The sequence below is a fragment of the Stieleria varia genome, from assembly GCF_038443385.1.
Lineage (GTDB): Bacteria > Planctomycetota > Planctomycetia > Pirellulales > Pirellulaceae > Stieleria > Stieleria varia.
The window spans coordinates 8420616-8442782 of record NZ_CP151726.1; the positions used below are offsets into that span (position 1 = coordinate 8420616).

18 protein-coding genes are annotated in these 22167 nt (G+C 55.7%); 9 read left to right on the forward strand and 9 right to left on the reverse strand.

What is annotated here, in order from left to right:
* Positions 1 to 388: 388 nt before the first annotated feature.
* The 7 genes from Pla52nx_RS28475 to Pla52nx_RS28505 all read right to left on the reverse strand — a co-directional run bounded on the left by Pla52nx_RS28475 (position 389) and on the right by Pla52nx_RS28505 (position 5783).
* On the reverse strand, positions 389 to 841 hold the full coding sequence (locus Pla52nx_RS28475) for a YraN family protein (RefSeq protein ID WP_146521342.1): 453 nt from the start codon (positions 839 to 841) through the stop codon (positions 389 to 391).
* A gap of 125 nt (positions 842 to 966) precedes the next feature.
* Positions 967 to 1320 carry a 50S ribosomal protein L19 gene (rplS, locus tag Pla52nx_RS28480; protein WP_146521343.1) on the reverse strand — a complete coding sequence of 118 codons (354 nt, stop codon included), beginning with the start codon at positions 1318 to 1320 and terminating at the stop codon, positions 967 to 969.
* A gap of 74 nt (positions 1321 to 1394) precedes the next feature.
* Positions 1395 to 2102, reverse strand: coding sequence for a tRNA (guanosine(37)-N1)-methyltransferase TrmD (trmD, locus tag Pla52nx_RS28485; protein WP_146521344.1), 708 nt, complete (start codon positions 2100 to 2102; stop codon positions 1395 to 1397).
* Between the two features lie 59 nt (positions 2103 to 2161).
* Positions 2162 to 2605, reverse strand: coding sequence for a 30S ribosomal protein S16 (gene rpsP, locus Pla52nx_RS28490; protein ID WP_146521345.1), 444 nt, complete (start codon positions 2603 to 2605; stop codon positions 2162 to 2164).
* 67 nt (positions 2606 to 2672) lie between these two features.
* The gene (ffh, locus tag Pla52nx_RS28495) at positions 2673 to 4145 is read right to left on the reverse strand and encodes a signal recognition particle protein (RefSeq protein WP_146521346.1); all 1473 of its coding nucleotides are present in this window, start codon (positions 4143 to 4145) and stop codon (positions 2673 to 2675) included.
* 151 nt (positions 4146 to 4296) lie between these two features.
* Entirely contained in the window at positions 4297 to 5115 is an 819-nt protein-coding gene (gene hisN / locus Pla52nx_RS28500; protein WP_146521347.1) for a histidinol-phosphatase, read from the reverse strand.
* 5 nt (positions 5116 to 5120) lie between these two features.
* Positions 5121 to 5783, reverse strand: a complete 663-nt coding sequence (locus tag Pla52nx_RS28505) for a signal peptidase II (RefSeq protein WP_146521348.1) — start codon at positions 5781 to 5783, stop codon at positions 5121 to 5123.
* A 240-nt stretch (positions 5784 to 6023) separates the two neighbouring features.
* On the opposite strand from Pla52nx_RS28505, the gene thrC reads away from it, so the two are divergent.
* Positions 6024 to 7451, forward strand: coding sequence for a threonine synthase (gene thrC, locus Pla52nx_RS28510; RefSeq protein WP_146521349.1), 1428 nt, complete (start codon positions 6024 to 6026; stop codon positions 7449 to 7451).
* Between the two features lie 159 nt (positions 7452 to 7610).
* On the forward strand, positions 7611 to 8414 hold the full coding sequence (gene dapB / locus Pla52nx_RS28515) for a 4-hydroxy-tetrahydrodipicolinate reductase (RefSeq protein ID WP_146521350.1): 804 nt from the start codon (positions 7611 to 7613) through the stop codon (positions 8412 to 8414).
* A 166-nt stretch (positions 8415 to 8580) separates the two neighbouring features.
* On the opposite strand, the gene Pla52nx_RS28520 is transcribed toward dapB, so the two are convergent.
* Positions 8581 to 8910: a hypothetical protein gene (locus Pla52nx_RS28520; RefSeq protein WP_146521351.1), complete on the reverse strand. Its 330-nt coding sequence runs from the start codon at positions 8908 to 8910 to the stop codon at positions 8581 to 8583.
* 693 nt (positions 8911 to 9603) lie between these two features.
* Between Pla52nx_RS28520 and Pla52nx_RS28525 the strand changes: the two genes are divergently transcribed.
* Both Pla52nx_RS28525 and Pla52nx_RS28530 read left to right on the forward strand, forming a co-directional pair.
* Positions 9604 to 10482, forward strand: coding sequence for a hypothetical protein (locus tag Pla52nx_RS28525; protein ID WP_146521352.1), 879 nt, complete (start codon positions 9604 to 9606; stop codon positions 10480 to 10482).
* A gap of 187 nt (positions 10483 to 10669) precedes the next feature.
* Entirely contained in the window at positions 10670 to 11029 is a 360-nt protein-coding gene (locus Pla52nx_RS28530) for a hypothetical protein (protein ID WP_146521353.1), read from the forward strand.
* Positions 11030 to 11102: 73 nt separating this feature from the next.
* Here the strand turns inward: Pla52nx_RS28530 and Pla52nx_RS28535 are convergent, their stop codons facing one another.
* Positions 11103 to 11912 (reverse strand): DUF4058 family protein, encoded by an 810-nt coding sequence (locus tag Pla52nx_RS28535; protein ID WP_146521354.1) that lies wholly within the window; start codon positions 11910 to 11912, stop codon positions 11103 to 11105.
* A 233-nt stretch (positions 11913 to 12145) separates the two neighbouring features.
* Here Pla52nx_RS28535 and Pla52nx_RS28540 point away from each other — a divergent pair, with 233 nt between their 5' ends.
* The 5 genes from Pla52nx_RS28540 (at position 12146) to Pla52nx_RS28560 (ending at position 21756) form a co-directional block, all read left to right on the forward strand.
* Complete coding sequence (locus Pla52nx_RS28540) at positions 12146 to 13498, forward strand: MFS transporter (RefSeq protein ID WP_146521355.1); 1353 nt, start codon at positions 12146 to 12148, stop codon at positions 13496 to 13498.
* Positions 13499 to 13605: 107 nt separating this feature from the next.
* On the forward strand, positions 13606 to 14169 hold the full coding sequence (locus Pla52nx_RS28545) for a hypothetical protein (protein WP_146521356.1): 564 nt from the start codon (positions 13606 to 13608) through the stop codon (positions 14167 to 14169).
* Between the two features lie 615 nt (positions 14170 to 14784).
* The gene (locus Pla52nx_RS28550) at positions 14785 to 16440 is read left to right on the forward strand and encodes a hypothetical protein (RefSeq protein WP_146521357.1); all 1656 of its coding nucleotides are present in this window, start codon (positions 14785 to 14787) and stop codon (positions 16438 to 16440) included.
* Positions 16441 to 16491: 51 nt separating this feature from the next.
* Positions 16492 to 18078: a hypothetical protein gene (locus Pla52nx_RS28555; RefSeq protein ID WP_146521358.1), complete on the forward strand. Its 1587-nt coding sequence runs from the start codon at positions 16492 to 16494 to the stop codon at positions 18076 to 18078.
* Between the two features lie 30 nt (positions 18079 to 18108).
* Positions 18109 to 21756 carry a hypothetical protein gene (locus Pla52nx_RS28560; RefSeq protein ID WP_146521359.1) on the forward strand — a complete coding sequence of 1216 codons (3648 nt, stop codon included), beginning with the start codon at positions 18109 to 18111 and terminating at the stop codon, positions 21754 to 21756.
* Positions 21757 to 22167 lie beyond the last annotated feature (411 nt).

Consider the following 22167-nt stretch of genomic DNA (forward strand, 5'->3'; position numbering starts at 1 on the left):
CAAAACGAACTGGATTCACGATATCTCACCTCCCATGGCACCATTTCTCTACTGCCCCAACCGTCTCGTGTTTTTGCATGAAACGACATGTTAAACTTACGGACAACCGTAAAGCAGCTATCAATGGTCGCCTTAACTGTTCGAGTCGGCGTTTTTTATTCGATCGTCGCCGGACGTTCACAACGACCCAAGAAATTCGTGCACGAGCGAGTTTGCCGGAGACGATCTGTCAGGCTCCTAATCAGGTCTCTGCTGTAACTGAAGTCGTCTTACTGAAGAAATATGGTCTAGGCTCGAACTGATAGTGGAGCGGAAGAGCACGGGAAGGGGAATTCAGGCGAATCCCATTACGATGACTTGGCGTTCAACATGGTCGCCGGGAATCGCGTTAAAACATTTGGAAATCGCCGGCGGCCTCGAAAGCGTGTTCGTAGTGCTCGACGCGGGTGGGTGAAGGCTGATTGGCGGGCCACCAGATCGCGACGACGTCGAATCGGCAACGGGCACCGAGCATCTTCTTGCGTTTCAGATACCGCAGCGCAGCACGCGTGATCCGTGCTTGCTTTTCTTCGTCCACACGGTCAGCGGGGTGCCCGGGACGAGTGGTTTGCAACGTTTTGACTTCGACAAACACGACTTCGCGTGTTTTTTTATCCAACGCGATCAGATCGATCTCGCCGGCGCGATCGGACTCACTATGTGCGACGACGATGAGCCCTTTGCGGCGCAGCAATCTTGCCGCGAGCTGTTCGCCTTGCAAACCGATCGGAGCGGTCGGATCGATCGCTCCGTAACGCCAACTGAGATAGCGCTCGGTGAGTCGATTGATCAGGCGGCTCATTGCTCAGTCCCACGGAATTCCCGCCGATAGGTTGACCGTCTCGGCGAGAGGGGAACGTTGATATTGGCTAACCGTATGATGCCGCACGCTAACGACGCGGAGCGTCGAGCGACGATTTCAGCAACCTACGAGCGGCGACGTTCTTTCAGGCGGACGGCTTTACCGACGCGGCCACGCAGGAAGTACAGCTTGGCACGGCGGACGACACCGCTGCGTTTGACTTCGACACGTTCGATTTTGGGACTGTGCAGCGGGAACTTACGCTCCACACCTTCGCCGGCCACGATGCGTCGCACGGAGAACATTTCACGGGTGCCGCTGCCGCTCTTGGCGATCACGACGCCGGTGAAGACCTGAATACGTTCTTTGTTGCCTTCCAAAATTCGCAAGTGCACGTCGACGGTATCGCCGATTTCGAATTCAGGAGGAGTCTCCTTCAGGTGTGCTTTCTCGACTTTGTCCAGGATCGCTTGACTCATGACTTTCTCTCTTCTTGCATCAAAAAACGTTGTGCTGTGTTCTTGCCTCTGCCACAGGGGCAGGAGTTCCTATTTCAATCGTTTTGATCTGATCGGCCATCGAGCAGATCGGATCGTCGTTGTTCTGTTCTGATTCGGCTTTGTTTTTCCCGCCACGCGGCAATCGCCCCGTGGTCACCGCCCAACAGGACATCCGGGACACAGTGCCCCTGAAACTCTCTGGGTCGGGTGTATTGCGGGTACTCGAGCAACCGATTGCCTCGACTGAACGAATCCTGCACCGAACTGTTCTCATCGCCCAACACGCCTGGCAGCAGACGCACCACGGAATCGATGATCACCATCGCAGCGACTTCGCCCCCGTTGAGGACAAAATCACCGATGCTTACTTCCTCGGGTTCCAGAATGTCCGTCACCCGTTGGTCAAATCCTTCGTAGCGACCACACAACAGCATGACTCTGTCGCTGGTCGCCAAATCCTCCGCCATCCGTTGATCAAACCGTTTGCCTTGTGGTGTCAGCAGGATGCGTCTCGCCGGTGTCAGTGACAATTCGTCGACGGCGTTGACGCACCGGACGGTCACATCGACCTGCAACAACATTCCCGGACCTCCGCCAAACGGGCGATCGTCCACCTTGCGATGCGGGGTGTCTTGTGCCCAGTCTCGCAAGTCGTGTCGTTGGATATCGACCAGCCCACGCTGGATCGCTTTCTCCAACAACGATTGAGTCAGGTATCCGTCAAAAATGGCGGGGAACAGGGTGACGACATCAAATCGCATGATTCACTTGCGTTGCTTGGTCACTCAAATTCCACGAACACTGACAACAGCTCGACCGATCACTCGGCTGCGGTTTCTTCACCAGCGGATGCTTCTGCTGCGACTTCTTCGGTCGCGGCTTCTTCGGCTGCTGGTTCTTCCGCAGGAGCCTCTTCCACCTTGGCAACCGGCTTGGGTGCTGCTGGTGGTGCGGGTGTGTATTCCTTGCGTTTTCCCAGACGGGCCAAAGCGGCTTCGCGGGCATCCAAGTGGGTGCCGTTGGTACCGTACTTTTTGATCAGCGTGGCGACCTTTTCGCTCGGCTGTGCTCCGACGCCCAACCAATAGTCAACACGTTCGCCCTTAAGCGTCACGCGTGCATCGGTTTCAGGGCACATCGGATCGTAGTGACCCAACTCTTCGATCACGCGGCCATCGCGAGGACTGCGTTGGTCCATCGCACAGACGCGGAAGAAAGGTCGGTGGGTGCGACCCATCTTTTTCAGACGAATACGAACTGCCATTTTAAAACTTGCTCCGTAGAACTTCTCGTTGAAATGTTTTCAGTGGATAGGTGGTTCATCGCGACGATCATTTGCCGCGACGTTTGAGTTGTCTCTTCATTTTGTCACGCTGTTTTTTCAAATCAGCGCGTTCACGCGCACTGAGCCGCTTGCCGGTACTTTTCTTGACCTTCATCCCCGACATCGTCGGATCGTTGGCCATACTGGTTTGCAACTGTTGCATCATGCGAGCGCGGTCGGCGACGCCGCCACCGGCCATGCCTTGCATGATGGGTTTCATTATCTCAAATTGCTTGATCAACTGTGAAACCACTGGTGTTTGCACACCGGCTCCATTGGCAATCCGAGTCCGCCGAGTCGCGTCGATGATCTTGGGATTTCGGCGTTCGGCCATCGTCATGCTGTTGATGGCACCGATGGTCTGCTTGATCCCGCCCGCGGCTTCTTCGCTCTCCAGGGCTTCCTTGAATTGCCCCATGCCGGGCATCAAGCCCATCATCTTGCCCATCAGACCGGGCTTGGCGACTTTCTCCATCATCTTCTTGAAATCGTCAAGCGTGAAATCGCCGGCCGCCATCTTGGCTTCCAATTCCTCACGCTCTTTTTCATCGACGATTCGATGTGCTTCACGAGCAGCGGCGACGATGTCGCCCATCTGCAGGATCCGGCCCGCCATGCCTTCAGGGCGAAATGGCTCGAGCGCATCCATGTGCTCGCCGGTACCCATGAACTTGATCGGCACACCCGTGACGTGTTTGACAGACAGCAATGCACCGCCACGGGCATCACCATCGAGCTTGGTCATGATGACCCCGTCCAGCTCCAGTGATTTATTGAAGGCATCGGCGCTGTTGACCGCGTCCTGTCCGGTCATGCCGTCGACGACCAAGTAAACTTGGTCGGGGGCAACCTTCTTGTCGATGCGGCTCAGCTCGGCCATCAACTCTTCGTCGATCGCGAGCCGACCGGCGGTATCCAGAATCACCACGCGGGCGCCATCGGCCTTGGCTTTCGCCACACCGTTCTGACAAACCTCCACCGGATTCTTGTTTTGCGGCTCACTGTACACGGGGACGTCCAACTGGCGTCCGATCACGTGTAACTGTTCGATCGCGGCCGGCCGCTGCAAGTCGGCGGCGACGAGCGTGGCCTTGATGTTTTCTTCTTTGAGCAGTTGAGCAAGCTTGCCGCAGGTCGTCGTCTTTCCGCTGCCCTGCAGACCGCACAGCATGATGATCGTCGGGCCTTCCTTGCGAAGATGCAACGACGAATCCACCGGTCCTAGCAGCGAAACCAGCTCCGAATGGACAATGCTGACCAGCTCTTCGTGAGGCCGCAGGCTCAGCAACACGCGTTTTCCGAGTGCCCGCTCGGTGACGTGACCCATGAAATCCTGGACCACCGGGTAGCTCACGTCGGCTTCCAGCAGCGATTTCCGGACAATCTCCAGACCATCGCGCATATTGCCCTCAGTCAGCTTGCCTTTACCACGCAAGCTTTTGAAAGCGGACTGTAGACCTTCGGAGAGCGAGTCGAACACGACCTATCTGGGACAATTGGAGGAAAACACGGGCAATTCCCTTTCTGAAACGCTCGGTCAATGCGTACCGCTAGCGCCGTGGGAAAGCCCGGCAGTTTACGGACTTTGATGGCGGATTGTAAATGGATAAAGACGGCAGAAATGCGGAGAGCTACACAGAACCATCCTTCAACATCGCCAACACGGCCTGATGAAGCCGCCCATTCGTGCCAAAACCATCCCCCCCACGCACCGTTTTCTCGCCTTTCCAACTCGTGAATTCGCCGCCCGCCTCGAGGATCACCGGCATGATCGCGGCGACGTCCCATGCATTACAGATTGGATCGACCATCAGGTCCGCCCGACCTGTCGCGACCAACAGGTACCCGTACCCATCACCCCAGGAACGGGTGATCCGGCAAGCGGATTCCAGCGATCGGTACGCAGCATCCGCGCCCCGGGCGGCGAACGAATCGACTTGGCTGGTCACAAACACGGCATCAGAAAGCGATTCCCGGTCGGAAACACAGGCGATTTGCCAAGCCCTGCCGGCCTGCTGATACCAAGCCCCCAATCCAGACGCCGCGACGACGATTTCGCCCAAAGCGGGCAAATAAATCACGCCACCGATCGGCTCCCCGTCCTTTTCCAATGCCAGCAAGGTGGAATAAAGCGGCACGCCACAGACGAAGGACTTGGTGCCGTCGATCGGATCGACGACCCAGCGAAAGGAGCTTTCGCCAACGGTTTCCGCGAATTCTTCGCCTTGAACGGTATCGTCGGGGAAACGCTCCGTGATCATGCGGCGAACCAACTGCTCGGCTTCGCGGTCAGCAATGGTGACGGGCGACTCGTCGCTCTTGGCGTCGACCACCAATCCGGTGCTGCGAAAATGCGTCAGCGTGTGATCGCCAGCGGCGCGGGCAACATCCACCATGGCGGACAAGCGTCCTTCGTGCAGTCCGGACCAACGGGAGGGTTCTGATTTCATGGTGCTCAGCTCGATTCTGCGTCGTTCGTTGTTTCGCTCGGTTCAGCCTGCGGGTCTGTCGCTTGCGGGTCTGTCGTCAGACCAAACTGTCCCGGAAAAACGGATTGATACAACAACATTCCCGCGCCGACGACCAGGAGTGAATCGGCGATATTGAAATTCGGCCACGTCCATTTTTCGTTGATGCGCCAGAGGATCCAATCCCGGACACCGCTGCTCCAGGACTGCGGATAATCCGGCGTCCACCAGAATCCCAGACGGTCGTACAAGTTTCCGATGATCCCTCCGGTGACCAACCCCAGCGCCACGGTCAGCCACAACGAGTGGGCGGCTCGAAATCGAAACAGCCATACCAGGATGCCAACCAACGCAAACACGGACATTGCGGCAAACACGGTCCCCTTGCCGGCTCCCATACCGAACAACGCACCGGGGTTCACGGCGGTCTCGATGCCAAAATACGGCTCGATCACCCACCAAATGTCCTTTTGCCCAGGGATCCCTCGGGTGGCAAAGACGAAGTGTTTGGACCACAGATCTAGCGCAGCACCCGTAATGGCGAGGGTGAAATACACCGCCGCGCGGCCCAGCAACGACGCTTCATCCGCCACAGGAGGCACGTTATGCGATCGGTCTGAAGACTCTTCGGGACGATCAGACGCATCCATGGATCTGCTGGGAAATTTGGCTGGGAGGGAAGTGTAAAACGATCCGATGAAAGTTGCCGGAGACTCCACCGCACGTCAACGGTAAAATCATTGCCATGCTTTGCCCAGGTCAACTTGCCGGAATTGACCGCCCGCGTGTGACTTTTTCCCTATGTTCTCTCGCTGGAAACTAGCGACAATCCGATTCAACCGATCTATTGTTGATACATCCAACACTACGTCCTCACCGACACCATCGTCATGATCCATACTGCTGCCCAGCACAACGCCGTTCGTACCGACCTCGCTTTCCAACGCTGCATCAACCCGGTTTGTGGTGCCACGTACGACTCGAGCGAACTGCACACGTCGTGCCCTAAGTGCAGCAATCTGCTAGATGTCGCCTACGACTGGGATCGGATCGCCGTGCCCAAACACCTCAACGAGTTTGAGGCGATGTGGAGCCAGCGGACCAACCCGGTTCGCTTCAGCGGCGTTTGGCGTTTCCATGAACTGCTCCCCTTTGCCCCCCAAGACCGCGTGGTGACGGTGGGCGAAGGCCAGACGCTGCTTCAACAGACCGATGCGGTCGGCGAATATGTGGGCATGGACAACGGCAAACTGCATCTGCAATACGAAGGCATGAACCCGTCGGGGAGCTTCAAAGACAACGGCATGTGCGCCGCGGTCACCCACGCCAGCATCTTGGGTGCGCAGCGGGCCGCTTGTGCCAGCACGGGCAACACCTCGGCGTCGCTCGCGCTCTATTGCAGCGCAACCCGACTGATGAAGGCGATCATCTTCATCGGCAGCGGCAAAATCTCCTACGGCAAACTCAGCCAAGCCCTCGACTACGGCGCCCTGACGGTTCAAATCGCGGGCGACTTTGACGACGCGATGTTGCGAGTGCGTGAGGTCGCTAAGGAACTAGGGATCTATCTGGTCAACAGCGTCAATCCGTTTCGTCTTGAGGGCCAAAAGACGATCATGTTTCGGGTCCTGGAAGCGCTTCGTTGGGAAGTCCCCGATTGGATCGTGGTGCCCGGCGGCAACCTGGGCAACAGCAGCGCGTTTGGCAAAGCGTTCATGGAGCTGAAAGAACTCGGACTGATCGACCGTGTCCCACGCATCGCCGTCATCAATGCCAGCGGCGCGGACACTCTGTATGAATTGCACGAGCGACGCGGTGTGCGCTGGAACGGCGGTCATGTGAACATGGATCCGATCGTTCAATACAACGACCAAATGGATCGCGAAGGCATCAAGGCCGATACGATCGCCAGCGCGATCGAGATCAACCGTCCCGTGAATCTCAAAAAGTGCTTGCGTGCGTTGGAGTTCACCGACGGTGTGGTCCGCCAAGTCAGCGACCAAGAAATCTTGGACGCCAAAGCCCGAGTCGGCGCGGGTGGCTTTGGCTGCGAACCGGCATCGGCCGCCAGCGTTGCCGGCGCCAAGATGCTGCGTCGTGAAGGCGTGATCTCCGCAAGCGATCGTGTCGTCTGCATCTTGACCGGACACGAACTGAAGGACCCCACCGCGACGGTCGCTTATCACACCACGGACCAGGAAGTCTTTCACAAGACCCTGGGCAGCCGCGGTGTGACCAAAGCAAGCTTTGCCAACAAAGCCATCGCGGTACCCAACGAGCTGGACAACATCATCAAAGCCATCCAGCTCTACGCTTAGTCAGCAAATCAATCTGTCCCTGCTGTAGTGGACGAGGTAACGAGTCCCCGTAGCGAAGAACCCGTTCAAGGACTCGTGACCTGGATCTTTTCAACGCTGAGCCGCAGCACGTGCGTCACGCCCACCACACCAGTCGCCCCCACCTACTTAAAAAACAACATGAGCGAAATCCTCAACATCGCCGTCCACGGTGCCGCCGGACGCATGGGCCGACGTGTCGTTGCACTCGCCTCCGCAGATCCATTGCTGAAAGTCGTCGCCGCGATCGAAAACGATGACAACGCACTGCTGGGCCAAGACGCAGGCGATCTTTCGGGCGTGGAAACCCTGGACGTGCCTCTGTCCTCCCAATGGCCGACCGACGCCGACGTCGTCATCGACTTCTCACTGCCAACCGCCATTGATCGCTGCATCGAACAGTGCATCGCACACGACACCGCGTTGGTGATCGCGACGACGGGCATGACGGACGCCCAAGTCGATAAACTACAACAAGCCGCCAAGATCATCCCGATCGTCTGGGCACCCAGCATGTCGCTCGCGGTCAACTTGACCATGAAAGTCACCCAGCAGATCACCGAAAAACTGCGTGACGTGCCCGGCGGCCTGGACATCGAAATCATCGAACGCCATCACCGTTACAAAGCCGACGCGCCGAGCGGCACCGCCCTGAAATTCGGTGACTTGATCGCCGACAAACTCGACGACGGCACGCGACATGTGCATGGCCGCGAAGGACACACTGGTCAACGACAACGAAACGAGATCGGCTACCACGCCGTCCGCGTCGGCGACAACCCCGGCGAACACACGATCGTCTTCGGCATGCTGGGAGAACGCATCGAGATCAACGTCGCCGCCAGCAACCGCGACTGCTACGCCTCCGGCGCCATCGCCGCCGCGAAATGGCTCGCAGAAAAACCAGCAGGCATGTACGACATGTTCGACGTCCTGGAAATGTAATTAGAATTGTCGCTCGACTCTCCGAGTCGATAGCGTTTTCAGCAGTGCGTTGTCGACTCGGAGAGTCGAACGACGATGCGCAAGCGGTAAATGATTCATTGCACGTCCCTCAGTGGTTAGCGTCGGATACGGCGAGAGGCATGTCATGGACCGCTTCAGATGAAGATCACTCGCCTTTCGCTTCGCGATAATGCTCGAAAATTTCAGATGGTGGTTCGTAGGGCGGCGACATCGTCAACACGCCGTCTTGGATCCGCATGAAGTCCGCCTTGAAATGATCCATAATCCGCTGACAAAAGTCCTCCGTCGCAAGATCAAACGCGGCATCCGGTGCCTTACCCCCAATCGCCCATTGCAGCTTGACGATCTGACTGACCAGTTTGTCCTGGCCGTTGAAGTTAGTACTTTGTTCCGCCAACTCAGGTAGCCAAAAACCGTCGATCTTGCTCCATCGAAAGAACCGCAAGTGCTGTCGCACTTTACTTTTTTGGCTCATCCGCAGAATCAGTGGGTGTAAGTTGCAGGGTTCTGGTACGTTCCTGACAAACGACTGTGCTGTCGAACACTCGTCCCAAGTGCATTCAGGATGAAGGATTTTTCAGGCATGGGCTCCTGCGTCCAATGCGATTTTGCATCAATCGCTGCCAAATGTTAATCTGAAAAGGCGGGAAAAAACGGACTCAGGCTCTGCGGGGAAGTTGGCCTGGGAAGGGATATTCCGGTCGATTGCGCGCCAATGGTGCGGGTAGTCTCGGCGAGCGAGTGCCTGTCGAGACTGCCTTTTTCAGCTCATTGGACGCAGGAGCCCATGCCTCCGAAAATCCATCTTCAAACTGGTGTTCACTTTCAAAACAGTACCGACCTCTCAAGAAACTCAAGTCTCGCAGAGCTAATCGCGTCAATTCGATTGAAATACACCCACTGATTCTTCGGAAGAGCCAGACAAAAATCTCGCGCGAGGGCGCATAGAGCACTTGCAGTAAACTTTTCTGGAGATTGGTTCACATGCACGCTGTACTATCACAAGTGACAGGAGTCTGTCGCGTCGACAAAGCTCAAATTGCGAGTAGGCACACTGAAAGCTCAGACTGGAGACTGGAGTCTACTTTCAAAACGTTAATTTGAGGCGTTAGGAGAGTTGTTTTGGTAGTTCGGCTGTTCGTTCTCTAGGATTTCAATAGGTTTTCTGATGTTTATCAAACTAGCCATTTGTTTGATTGCCTGCGGCACGCCGGTGGCGATTTCTTTCGCGCAAGATGTTCCTTCCCAATTCAAGCTCGGTGGGCAGTCGGAACATGGCCCTGCAAAGCCCGTCAGTCGATCAAAAGAGGTGAAACGCCTGTACGAGTCTATTGCGCACAGGGATTCAATTCAGCTTCTGATTGGAAGCCTCGATGAGTTGGCTGTTGCAGATATCTCAGATGGCCTCGAACATGAATTGCGTGATTTGTACGTTTACCAAATCGCAGCGATGGAAAAATACAGGCAATCTCTTTTGCTAGCCGATTCATCGAAGCTTGACAAAAAGGAGGTAATTGAGGTCGCGGAGGAGGTTGAAGGTTTCCGACGCGATCTCGACAAGCAAGTTGCTTCGGTTTTGAAGAAGCATTTGAAGCCAAAAGACTTCGACGCTATTGTGACTTCGCTGATTAGGAAAATGCCACAAGACTACTATGAGTGCCATCTTATCACGAGCGAACTTGGCCTTAATGCCAATCAGGTTCGACAATTGCACGATATACGAAAGACAGAACTACGAATGATGGAGTCCGTTGATCTGAAGCTGGTTGATCTGAAGTCGATCGATCTAGAATCGGTCGATCCATTAGCATCGATCAGGAGTTCGATCTCAAGAAACCAAGCTCGATTAGCAGATGTACTGGATGAGAGTCAGCTTGTCCGAGTATGGACAGCATGGGGAGTTCTAAAAGAAGGACAGGGTATTGAGGATTTCGTCATGAATCGACGGAGCAAGCCTGGGTTTGATGAGTTTGTATCTGCCTCCAGAGTATTGACGAATCACTGGAACCGCCTCTTTCCAAACAGGCAGCTAGAGTTCACCAAGTAGCCACTGGATAGCCGAACCCACACCCAAGGTAGGTAAGTTTGAGAGCCTTCATCATTCGAATCCCAGCAGTTCCTGGCTCTACTGGACATTTCGATTTGGCGTTGGTGTGATCTGCATTGCTTGCAGTAAAATAGGCTCGATTAGTCGATCTTTTACCGTTGATCCCAACTGCCAATCGCTAGCTGACATGAAATGCGACGAAGGTTATCGATGCGATGTTTGCGGTAATGATGTGACGTCGATCGTCGAAAGTGATCTGTACCTGCGTTTTGTGATCGGTGAACTGGACCCCGAAGTCCTGCACACGACCGCCGAACGCCACATCCGCTGCAACCCCGTGTTGGCTCAGTTCATCGATCACTCGGAATTCGAGTCGGTGACCGTCGATGGCCCGATGAACCTGACACAGTTGGATCCAGGCTTTGTGGCAACGCGGCGGCAACTGGTCACAGCGGGCTATGCTCGACTGTTGGAAATCAACAACTGGCCCGGCGACCGCGATGTCACGGCGTACCCATTGCCCGAAGTGGCCGCGCGATACCGATAACCTTCGTTTAACGACAAGCCGAAGGCGACATCGAAACACATCGTCGCCTTCGGCTTGTCGTTAAACGAATGAGTCAACTTGGTTTGCGCAAACCCGCCTTTGCCAACAAACCTTCCGCCCACTGTTTTTCCGCCGGGATCCATTCCGGTTCGGGCAGCGGTCGTTGGGCCAATTGCCAATAACGGCCGGTTTGATAACAGCGGTCCACCAGTGGTTGCAGATCCAATGCGACATCCTCATCGGTTTGCCGAAGCGGGACACCGACGACGGGAATGCGTTTGTCGATCGGACTGTAGTAGACCTCGCGACCTTCGACATCGTGCGCGCGCCCAGCGACGATCAGGTACATCGTCGAATCTGTTTCCTGCAGCAAATGCAAAAACGCATCAGGCACCGTTCGTTTGCCGCCGCGAATCAGATCGATCTCCAACGTGTTGACGCCGGAGAGCAGCAGGCTGTCCTGACGCCGGGCAAATTTTTTCGCCGCGTCAGGGGTCTTGTTCGATGGACTCAAGACCTCGATGACCGTGATCACACGATCCTCTGTATCGCGAATTTCCAACCAGCGATGCGTATGCTTCCGCGTTGCACGCAACAAAACAGGTGAATCGATCGCGACCGTGGCGGCCTCGCTCGCCCCCCAGTCCCGATCCGGAATCTGAATGTCACTCACCTCCGCGACTTCGACATCGGCTCGGAGGGACAACTCGACCATTTCGTCCGGTGCATCGATCGAAACGGATTCTTCCGCCACGACGGTCAAGTCTCCGGGCAACGACTCGCTGATCGCGTCACCAATGTACGCGATCAATCGCGTATGCGCATCCGGCCACCTCGCCTGAAGATACGGATTCATGCCGGGAAACGGGTTGGTTGTTTGCATAGGGCTCCCTCACGGCTCGCGTTGCGCAGCCATACGACTCGAAACTCACAAAACCAGTATAGGCTCGACGGCGGAAACACGGAAATCCGCTCCGCCGCTCTCGACATTCCCGGCTTTTCTGCGAAGTCGCTTGGTCCCCAGGGGCTCCAAAATCGCTGTCACGGGATTTTGCCAGGAATGCTACACTTCGCCGATCCGACATTGATCCGCTCCTCCGTCGACGACTCCTAACCTTGAAAAACAAGCTCCTCAATCGCGGCTTCCTGAGCCTGGTCGTCTCCCAATTCTTTGGGGCAATGAACGACAACATCCTCAAAGTCATCTTGACGTTCACGGTCATCCGCGGCGTTTGGGAAGGCAAACTCGGTGACGGTGGCCAAGGCATTGTCGGTGTTTGCTTCACCGTCCCCTTCATCCTGCTCTCAGGGTTTGCCGGACAGATCGCCGATCGTTTCTCCAAACGCACCGTCACCGTGTGGGTCAAGATCGCGGAGATCCCGATCGTCGCCCTGGCCGGAATCGGCTTTTACACGCAGAACCTCTGGATCACCCTGTTCGCGTTGATCCTGTTGACCTGCCAAAGCTCGTTTTTCGGGCCGGCCAAATACGGGATGATCCCCGAGTTGGTTCCCGATGGTGAACTCAGTCGTGCCAACGGAATCATCAACATGATGACCAACTTGGCCGTGATCGGCGGAACGATCCTCGCGGGCGTGGCAAGCGACCTGTACGGCGGACAAAACATGCTGTGGATCCCCTTCGCCGTGATGACCGTCACCGCCGTGTTGGGACTGCTCGCTGCCTGGACGCTCACTCCGTTGCCGGCTGGCAACCCCGGCATCCAATACGAACTCAACCCGTTCGCAACCTACGTCGAGACGATCCGCGAGATGTCCAAGTCGCGATTGTTGATGGTGATGATGGCCTGGGGATACTTCTACCTCCTGGCCGGACTGGCCTTGTACATCGTGCCCGAGTACAGCGTGGTGCTGAATGTCAGCGACACAGAAGCCAGTGTGTTGATGGGCGTCTTGGGGATCGCGATCGGTGTGGGTTGTGCCGTTGCCGGTTGGATCTCCGGTCACCACATCGAGCCGCGACTGACGACCGTGGGCGCGGCGGGACTGATCGTGTTCTTCATCTTGCTGGCTGCCGTCCCACCATGGATGCCCAACCTGGGGCCGATGAAACGTGTCCTGTTGAGCAACGTCTCATTCTTCATCCTCGGCGCAGGCTTCTTTTCAGGTTTCTACATCATTCCATTGCAAGCATTGCTGCAAAAACTTTCACCGGATGATGAACGTGGCCAGTTCTTGGGCACGGCCAACGCCGTTTCGTTCACTTTCATGACCGTCAGCGGAATTCTTTTCTACCTGCTCCGCCCTGCCTTTGGCGTCCAACCTCAACACATGTTTTACATCTGCAGCTTGCTGATGTTCCTGGGTGCCGCTTTCTTTCTTTGGAAGCTGCGAGGAACTGGAATTTTGACCGGCAGCTCGAGCGAAGCCAACAACCTCCCCCTCAGCGAATCAACCACGCCAGAGGAAACCGAGAACCCGTATCAAAGCCCCGCCGATGTGCCCTAAGCCGAGCAAGAACTGATGTTGGCGGTTTTCTGGAATAGGGGAATAATAACGCAAGTCGATTTCGTCGACGAACTTCAAACGGACACATCTCGAATAGGACCATGACGATGGAAAGTTTCTTTGAAGCGTTTCCAGACCTGCGTAGCACGGAAATGAGAGTGCTCTTTTTCGTCGACCCTGACAACATGCGTCCTCCTGATCGACTGCACGATCAACAATTCCTGATACAGGAGTTCTACTGCGTCGATCCCGAATGTGATTGTCAGCGAGTGGTGCTCAAAGTCATCGAACTCAAAGATCCGCAGAATCCGACCTTCGATGAGCTCGCCACAATCAACTACTCCTGGGACCCAGACGATGTAATGGGAAAGATGCTCGGAATGGGCAATCCTTTTCTCGACCCCCTGCACTATCAAGCGGAGGACGCCGAGCAACTGCTCGATTTGGTCCACGAAACATGTCTCAGCGATCCCGTGTTCATTGAACGTCTGCAAAGGCACCGCCGAATGTTGCGAGAACACGTTGGTGATTCGCCAGATTACTCCTCACCGTATGCAGGCATCGCGACCAAAACGAAGACAAAAACAGGCATCATCATGCCAACCCTGACGCCCAATCAACGCAAGAAGCGACGTCAGTTGCTCAACAAGCGAACGAAACGAGCGAAGTAGCTCTAGACCACTAGTGCATCGTCCGGTCTTGATTTTGGGGTTAGCCGTTTTGGCGTTAGCCACGGTTGTGTCACGAAAACCGTGGCTAACGCCAAAACGGCTCATCTACCGAACCCACGTTCTAAGACTGGACGATGCACTAGTGGTCTGGGACAACTTATCTTTAGGGTAGTGGATCTTGTTAAAGATCCTGTAGCGGTGGGATCTTTGGCAAGATCCACTACGGCAAACACTAACTTCTAGCTGTCCCAGACCCTAGGCTGCGGCATCCATCTATTCTAGCCTTGTCCATTCGATCGACGCGGACAACGATGGCGATTGAAGACACCCATGTTTTCGGCGGCGCTGCAGCGATCTCGATCTCTCTCTCGTGGTTCAGTCTGAACCACACATCAAGACGTGACGTGCACGGTTGCGGTCTCCATCGATAGGGCCATCGCCGTATCGTTGTCTTCAAGAGATGCGCAGTGGCTACGACGCAGCACGTGTACGCACCTCCACCCTGCCTGTGAACGCATCGCAAAAACGTCTTTGGCGTAACGGTACTGCGAATCACCTCTTGCAGCCTCTTGTGACCCGATCACAGCGAATGACAGAGCCAAAGGAAACTCCCAGATGCCCAATGACACCAACAACTCTTTGACCGACTTTGACATGTGCCTCGCGTTGGCGCAGAAAGCGATCGACAGCCAAATCGCTTCCGCGTGGAAGGAGTGGGTCTCTCGCTCAGAGTTCAGCGACTCCGGCGATGACGATGCGTTCGGGTATTTGGACGTCTACATGAAAAGTCCAAAGACTGGCAAACCAACCCCATTGGGCATGAGCGCCGAACTGGCACCGCTCACCGTCAGCCTCAACGTTCCCAATGCGAAACTCGGTCAGGTGGAGGTAACGATTCGCCTCCGAAGCGGAACAGTGACTTACTTTGACCAATTCGAGTTCGAGAAAGCAACTTGCCCGATCGACAATTGGAGCGTTTCGTTTCTCACGGACTTGGACACCAAACCGGTCGATCCAGAACTGCTGCGAAAAATTGACCCCAAGGCTGCAGAGCGAGCAGACGAGGTCATCAAGAACGCCACGGAAAAGAACCCCGGACTGGACGACTCGTACTTTTCGATCGAGTACTTGTTCATGAAGTTCACCAAGATCGACTTGCTGTTGGTCGACAACAAATCCATCAACATTCCCAATGAACAAACCCCGGAAAATCCGGACGGCATCCCACTGGCGGCACGCACACAAGCGTTGGTTGCGTTGAACACGGTCCTGCAAGGTGACGGCACAAACGAGTTCATGCTGGGAACCGTTGTGCGTCGCGAAAAGAAGAATCAAGGCGACAAACCGATTCCGACCTTCGCCATGACCGACTTCGCCTTCAATATTTTCTCCGATCCGGTCGACCCTACGGCCAGCACGCTGAGCTACTTGGGGATGTTTTCCGGCAACGTTCTACCGAAAGGCCAGGACCTGGATCGTGCTCGGGTCAAGCTACAGGACAATTGGGTGCGTCCCGAAAGGCTTAACGGCACCGATGCGACGGTCTCGGGAACCATGGCCATCTCGGCTCACACGTTCTTGGATAACTACCTGATTCCAAAAATCACGCAGGCTTTGGGCATGACACCCAAACGCGATGCCGAGCACCCACTGAAATGGAACTATTCCAACGCTTGGGATCAAAAGCAAACGATCGACGACATCATCCGTCGCAAATTCTTTTTCGATTGGTCCAAATCGCTCTCCGTGGAAGTCATGACGGGGCAAGCCGTCCTGAATATCACGGGGAAAATCAGTTCGTCGATCGGATACGACGGATACACGCACGGTGCAGAAGGCTTGGGTATCGGACGCTCGGAGTGGATCGCCTACGCCGGACACCGCACCATCACGACATCACTGCAACTACGCGAAACCGGCGGGAGCGTAGGCTTCGGAATCGCTTTTGACATCCCCGATGCCGATTACTTTGGCCCCGTCGTTGTCGACAAGGACGAGATCGAAGGCTTTGCAAAGGTCAACGAAGCCGTCGGGGGAGTCCTCAAAGGGGTCGGCATCATCGGGGACACGCCAGCGGCAATGCTGGAATCCAGCATGTCGAAAACGGTGGAAGCATTGCGGTCCGAACTCGACTCGGCGCTCAAGAATCTGGACGTTGAACTCAACCAACAGGCGTTCATTCCACCAGGAGGCGGTGTCTTCACATTCCAAAATGTTCGCTTCTCCGCTGTCGGCGATGTCCTGCTCGACGTGATCTACAAAGCGGCCTGACGGGACGCTTTTCTTTTCGATCACCGTTCTCAAAACCTCCAGGATCACTTCATGTCCAATGATACGACCAACGTACTGCGAGACTTCGACTTCTGCCTTGCCATCACCCAACAGACGATCAATCGTCAAATCAGTGATCTGTGGGATCGCTGGCTGAGGGACTCACGGTTGACCGAGGGAACAACGCTAAAGGTGTTCCCGGTATCACCCTTGGGGAAACAGAGCCCTTTGGGAATCCAAGCCGAGTTGGCTCCCCTGAGCGTCAACTTCGTCGTCCCCAATGGCAAGCCCGGTCAGGTCGAAGTGACCATGCATCTGAAATCGGGTGAGGTCACTTACGCGAACACGAGCGAGCCGGACGACAACGGGATGCCGACCATTGCCAAGTGCAGCATTCAGAATTGGCAGTACACCTTTCTCGCACAATTGTCTCAACAGCAAGACAGTCTCGATACGCTTCGCAACCGATCGGCCGATGCAGCCGCATCGGTGCAACAAGCGTTGCAAAAAACAGGGCAACCCATCTCTCATTTCGAAATCGAATCGCTGTTGATGGATTTTACCAATCTGGAGACTCAACCCTCAGCGACCAAGACCTGGAGCCCTCGCACCATCCCCGCGGGAGCACTGCAGCAGGCATCGGTTTGTTTGAACACCATCCTGCCGCAGCGTGCAGGCAAATTCTTGCTCGGCACGATCGTTCGACGCAACCGAGCGGCAGGCCCCACGCCAACCTTTGCCGTCACCAGCACAGCTGTTCGTGTCTATCAAGAACGTGCGGACCGCGACGCGAGCACACTCAACTACGTCGGGATGTTTAGCGGGCACCCCATGCCCTCGGGGATCGACGCCGCCTTCGTGCGAATGTCCGACAACTGGGTCGACTCGGCAGCGATGTGGCGTGCCAACGGTCAACTGGCAGGTGTCATGGCGATCAGCCGCGCATCCTTCCTCGACAATCACTTGATCCCGATGTTCTCTCGTGCGTTGGGAGTGCCAGCCGTCCCCGTTGGCAATGGTTCCTGGAGTTTTACCAACGGCCAAGACAGACAACACAGGACAAAGGATTTGGTCAAACGTTATCACAAGACAGGATTCAGCTACAAACTCGTCGTCACCCCCACTCCGGGAACCAACCAGTTACGGCTAACCGGTCGCATCGCGTCGTACTACCACTACGACGCTTACACGCTCGACATGGGATTCTTGGGCGGAAACGACCACACGGAATGGATGTACTTCAACGGGCACCGCGACATCGCATCCAGTGTTCGTTTGGTCGAACAAAACGGAGGTTCGGGTTTCCACATCAGGGCGGACATACCCAACAGCGGCTACTTCGGCGGCGTTGTCGTCGATCGAAACACCGTCGGCGGATTCGCGGTGGTCACGAACGGTTTGGGTTCAGCAGGCAAAGCTCTCGGCCTGCTGGGCAATTCTCCAGAAGAAATCCTTTCCAGCGCGATGCACCAACAACTCTCGGGCATCACACAGCATCTCAATCAAATCCTGCAACACCTGGATTTGCAACTCAATCACCAGACGTTTGTACCACCGGGTGGCGGTGAGATGAACTATTCCAATGTCCGGTTTTCGCATGCCGGTGACTTGCTGTGTGACGCTCAATACAAACGATAACCGCCTGTTGCCCTTTCAAGGAACCTTAGAATGAATACGCCAAACGTTTCTCGACTGTCGGTAACAGACAACGACGGAAAGCCAGCGTCCCTCACGATCTCGACAGACATCGTCGACTATGTCGAATCGGCGAGAACCTTCGGACGCGAGGATCTCTCCGACCCGAACGCAGACGGACGATTTCAACGCCGCATGGTTGCGATTCCGGACAAACAGGGTGACGTCGTCACTCCCATGGTCTTGACGATCAGCAGCTCCGCCGGCCTGTATTTGGTGCGCAAAGACGGAACCAGCGGAGACGGTGACGGGTGGCGATTGATCGACGTCGATGATTCGATCGAAGCAATGGTCGGCTACAAACCTCGCATTCGCACCTTCAATGCGGCATGGACTGACGAAGACCAAGTCGCCATCGTCGTCGCATTTGATGATCAAACAAGCGAACGCAGTCGGGTCTTTGTTGCCTACAATCTCAGCACCCGCAACACCGATTGGCAAAACATCGCCTGGCAGGACTTGGGCACACGCGAAGACGTTCGTGTGGAAGGGATCCGCGTGCTCAGTGATGGCAAGGGCGGATGGCGGGTCGTCCTGGCGGGCGACCGAGGTCCCAATGACATGCTGTACCTGCTCGACAGCCAGGATGCCAAACCCTTTGCAAAATCAACCGTCTTTAACCCCGCCGTCACCCTCGATGAGATCTTTGATTTCGATGCGGCCATGCACCCGACGCAAGGTCCCGGTATCGCCGTGCTGGGAACCAATGGTGGAACACGCGACCTGTCCTTTCGCCCCTTCCCGACGCCTGAAATCCCCATTCCGCCCGTGGTCCCCTTGCCGTGTCCCTCTGGCGCGACGGTTATCGAATCGGGCCTCACTCGACCGGTCGGTCGCAGTGGTCGACTGCACGCAACGAATCTCTACATCAGCGGCGAAGGCACCTACCTGATCGAAGCGGCGGAATTGCGGAACCAGGAGGAAGCTGCGGTTACCGAAATCGTTTCCCCATCGGTTGCCGCTCAAACTCAAGATCTCGTTGTCGCGGAGAACTCAGACGGCTCCGCAGTGGTCTGGACCGTCGGACAAGGCGGCCGATTGGTGATGGTCCGAAAGTCCGGTGAACAAAACGCCCCTTGGTCGACACCGCTGAGTCTGCGAAACGATGTGGTGGCGATCGCACCGGTCCACGGTGACGATCACACGACGACATCGCTGTTGACGGTCTACCGCGACGGTCACGCCGCTTTCCTGTCACGTGAACAAGGACCCTCGGGGCAATGGCAAGAACGCAGACTCTCGGTCGCGACGCCGGAAGACGCCATCAGGATCACCTGCTATGGCACTTCCTTTCGACTGCTCGACTCATCCGGTATCCCCATCCCGGAAAAAAGCGTCTCCGTTTCCGCGTCGACGCTGTCGAGCGTCGTTGTCAATGGAAAGTCAGCCTTCATCGGACCCAACCTGACCGTCACGGCAACCACTGACTTGAACGGCAGCATCAACGTCTATGACCGAGTGAGTTCACTCACGCCCGCCGTCTATCGATTCCAATCCGAGACACTCTCTGAGGCAATCGACGTCAACCCTTCTGGCGGCGTGCAAGAACGGCTCCGATCGATGACCGGCGATGAGCTTCGCGGCGCCACCATCACCAACCCCGACGGCCGCAGTGAGTCCCTGTTACCCGCAGAGTACAAAGCGGGCGGTCAGCTCTCGGCACAAGTCGACGCGGTTGCGCAAGCGATGCAGCAAGTGGCCAAGCTGAGCGTCACGACGACGGGACAAAAACTGCCTGCCGGTGTGACCAAAGCCGCAACAACCGCCTCCTACAGCTCGCAACTGAATACGGCCTCCATCCCTGATGGATTTCGAATGGGGATTCAGACAACCGCCCAGGGCGTCATCACCATGGAAAATGACGTCATCAACGGCCTCATCAACGCGGGAGAAGCCGTCGGATCATTCTTTGCAGACATCGGAGAATCGATCGCCGATTTCTTTGAAGGCATCGGAGCCAAAATCAAAGAAGGCTTGCAGTTCGTGATGGCGAAAGTCGAAAAAGGCCTGGAGTTCATCTGCAAAATCGGCAATCAGGTCAAGCGTTTCTTGGTGGATACCCTTGAACAATTAGGCGGCATGCTCACTTGGCTTTGGGACCAAGTCAAAACGGGGCTGGAGAAGGTTTGGGAATACCTCAAGTTCGTCTTTGATTGGCAAGACATCATCATCGCTCGCAATGTGATGGTCACCGCCACCGGCGAAGCCATCACCTATGTCGAAGGCTGTGTGGATGAACTCAAAGACAAGACGGAGGATGGATTCAACAAAGTCATCGCGGATATCCGACGCTGGCAAGCAGAGATCGGTGTCCCATCGGTCAAACTGAACCCCGATGAAGCCGGCGGGGGTTTCGGCAAACAGTTGATGGATGGACTGAGCAGTGTCGGTGACGTGATTGACAAGATCACCGGAAACAGCGTCATCGGCTGGGTCATGGAAAAAGCGACCGGATTGATGGATGAAATCATCACGATCGAAAGCGAGAACCCCAGCGCCCTGGCAATGAAAACAGCCAAAGACTTTGTCGGCGGGCTTATCTCCGATGAAATCAATAATGTGATGTCTCTCTGGCAACAACTCGCGGCGGATATCGTCAGCATTGTGGGACGCGAAGTTCCTAGCCGAGAATCGATCTCCTTTGAAATGATCCAAAACCTGATCATCGCCGTCGGTGCCGATCTTGTCGTCGGCTTCTTGGAAAGCGTCAAGGACCTCGTCGTCCGAACCCTCGAATTGATCCGTGGATTGATCGAAGTGGTCCGCTCTGCCGTGTTCGCCAAGATCCGATTCCCCTTCATCGAGAAAATCATCAAGCTGTTTTCACCCGAATCCGATGTCGACGTGTCCTTCCGGCTCGTGGACGCATTCATGTTGATGCTGGCGGTCCCATCAACGATCGCGTACAAGCTGATTTTCAACGAAGCACCCTTCAAGAAAGGTCAAACACTTAACCTGCCACTGGGTAGAGCGACTGTGTCGTCTTATGCGATCGGTGACATCATGCCGTACATGGCGATCGCCGGCGGGTTTGCAAAGCTGGCGGTCGCCGGTTACCAGACAAAGCAAGCAGTGGCGAAAAAAGATGGACTTGGCAAAATGGGCATCATTGGCGGTCTCTTCTTTGGAGGCATCGGACTGGCAGCAGAGGTCTTCGCGCGACACGACCCCGACAAAGAACACAATGGTGATACGATCAACGCGTTGGAAATGTGCGGAATCGGCGCCGCCAGCTTTGTCCTCCTGACCTCTGCCGCTTTCGCGGCAGCGAAATGGGGAGCGACCGCTGATTCGGCAGAGATTGATGCCGCCGTCTCTATCGTCGGAAACGTCGCTTTGGTCGGTGTCGGATGCGCCGTGTTTGGCATCCTGATCGACTACCTTAGACAATCCGAGGACGAGTATCAGCAACGTCGCCAAGCATCCGAATCACTCCGCTGGCTCACTCGCACGTTCGATCAAGCCGGTACGATCCTGATCATGAGCGGCGTGTTCCCCAAAGATCCTGTTCTCAAGACGATTCTCATCGGCAGTGGCGCTGCGTGCAAAGCAGGCACGCTATTGTTCACGATCTCGCAAGTCGTCACGCAGAAAACGTACGTCGACAAAGCGCTGGCTTAAACGAAACGCGAACCGTGTGCTTACACTGGACTGCTCAAAGTTTGGTGTTGACATTGTTTTTTCAGTCCATGTTTTTGTTCCATGCATCGCAATCAAAGTGAGCCTCAGGCGCTAGCCGTGGGCCGGCACCACAATACGCCTCAGGCCCACGGCTAGCGCTTGAGGCTCACTGGGGGCCATCAGTTGCGCGGCAGTAGGGACATAAACTTGCGTAAACCCATTAGAAACAACACCAAACTTTGAGCAGTCCAGCGTAAGCCGTTTCGTGCAAACCTATTGCGAAGACAGCACGGCACACGGCGTATGGTTTGTGTTTGGGCGGATGGTGGTGTTCGTTTTCGACTTGGAAAGTCGAACGACAATCGTCGCTCGACTTTCCAAGTCGATAGCGTGCCCCGCCAAGCGTTTTGC

Excerpts from the sequence above, each read along its gene's own strand:
- Pla52nx_RS28520 (WP_146521351.1), bottom strand. The coding sequence starts at position 8,910 with ATGAGCCAAAAAAGTAAAGTGCGACAGCACTTGCGGTTCTTTCGATGG.
- Pla52nx_RS28545 (WP_146521356.1), top strand. The coding sequence starts at position 13,606 with ATGGAAAGTTTCTTTGAAGCGTTTCCAGACCTGCGTAGCACGGAAATG.
- thrC (WP_146521349.1), top strand. The coding sequence starts at position 6,024 with ATGATCCATACTGCTGCCCAGCACAACGCCGTTCGTACCGACCTCGCT.
- Pla52nx_RS28505 (WP_146521348.1), bottom strand. The coding sequence starts at position 5,783 with ATGGATGCGTCTGATCGTCCCGAAGAGTCTTCAGACCGATCGCATAAC.
- Pla52nx_RS28550 (WP_146521357.1), top strand. The coding sequence starts at position 14,785 with ATGCCCAATGACACCAACAACTCTTTGACCGACTTTGACATGTGCCTC.
- rplS (WP_146521343.1), bottom strand. The coding sequence starts at position 1,320 with ATGAGTCAAGCGATCCTGGACAAAGTCGAGAAAGCACACCTGAAGGAG.
- Pla52nx_RS28535 (WP_146521354.1), bottom strand. The coding sequence starts at position 11,912 with ATGCAAACAACCAACCCGTTTCCCGGCATGAATCCGTATCTTCAGGCG.
- dapB (WP_146521350.1), top strand. The coding sequence starts at position 7,611 with ATGAGCGAAATCCTCAACATCGCCGTCCACGGTGCCGCCGGACGCATG.
- Pla52nx_RS28475 (WP_146521342.1), bottom strand. The coding sequence starts at position 841 with ATGAGCCGCCTGATCAATCGACTCACCGAGCGCTATCTCAGTTGGCGT.
- Pla52nx_RS28555 (WP_146521358.1), top strand. The coding sequence starts at position 16,492 with ATGTCCAATGATACGACCAACGTACTGCGAGACTTCGACTTCTGCCTT.
- rpsP (WP_146521345.1), bottom strand. The coding sequence starts at position 2,605 with ATGGCAGTTCGTATTCGTCTGAAAAAGATGGGTCGCACCCACCGACCT.
- Pla52nx_RS28530 (WP_146521353.1), top strand. The coding sequence starts at position 10,670 with ATGAAATGCGACGAAGGTTATCGATGCGATGTTTGCGGTAATGATGTG.
- Pla52nx_RS28560 (WP_146521359.1), top strand. The coding sequence starts at position 18,109 with ATGAATACGCCAAACGTTTCTCGACTGTCGGTAACAGACAACGACGGA.
- Pla52nx_RS28525 (WP_146521352.1), top strand. The coding sequence starts at position 9,604 with ATGTTTATCAAACTAGCCATTTGTTTGATTGCCTGCGGCACGCCGGTG.
- trmD (WP_146521344.1), bottom strand. The coding sequence starts at position 2,102 with ATGCGATTTGATGTCGTCACCCTGTTCCCCGCCATTTTTGACGGATAC.
- hisN (WP_146521347.1), bottom strand. The coding sequence starts at position 5,115 with ATGAAATCAGAACCCTCCCGTTGGTCCGGACTGCACGAAGGACGCTTG.